General features: G+C 76.4%; 1 protein-coding gene. It reads left to right on the top strand.

What is annotated here, in order from left to right:
• Window positions 1-767: ABC transporter substrate-binding protein (locus HMPREF3099_RS07845; protein ID WP_070705464.1), on the top strand; the 767-nt coding region annotated here is incomplete at both ends.

Here is a 767-nt window from a genome sequence, read left to right as displayed (position 1 = left end):
GGCCTGGGCGGGCGGCACCTGGCAGGCCGGCGACCGCCGCCCGGTGGGTGCCGGCACCCGCGAGAACCCCCTGCGCATCGGCTTCCTGCCCATCACCGATGCCGCCCCGCTGCTGGTGGGCCACGCCGGTGGGCACTTCGCGCGGCAGGACGTGCACGTGGCGCCGCCGGTGCTGCTGCGCAGCTGGGCGTCGGTCACCGAGACGCTCATGGCCGGCGAGGTGGACGTGGTGCACCTGCTCATGCCGATGGCGCTGCACCTGCGCCTGGGGCTCGGGGCCGACACCACCGTCGTGGCGTGGAACCACGTGAACGGCTCGGCGCTCACCGTGGCGCCCCACGTGCGGCGGCTGACCGACCTGGCCGGCGGCACCGTGGCCATTCCGGCCTGGTGGAGCATCCACAACGTGGTGCTGCAGGAGATGCTGCGCGCCGAGGGGATGGTGCCCGTCATCCGCCGCCGACCCCGCGCCAGCCACGGCGAGGTGGCCCTGGTGCCCATGGCCCCGGCGGACATGCTGCCCGCCCTGGGCGGTGGCACGCTGCAGGGCTTCACCGTGGCCGACCCGTTCAACGCCGGCGCCGCGCTCCAGGGCGTGGGCCGCATCCACCGCTTCCTGGGCGACGTGTGGCGCCAGCACGCCTGCTGCGTCACCGTGGTGCGCGGCGGCCTGGCCCGCGAGCACCCCGAGGTGCTGCAGCGCTTCACCCGCGGACTGGTGGAGGCCGGCCGCTGGACCGGCGCCCACCGCGGCGAGGCCGCCGCGA

Source organism: Kytococcus sp. HMSC28H12 (assembly GCF_001816045.1).
Taxonomy (GTDB): Bacteria; Actinomycetota; Actinomycetes; order Actinomycetales; family Dermatophilaceae; genus Kytococcus; species Kytococcus schroeteri.
This window is presented reverse-complemented; position numbering and strand designations above follow the sequence as displayed.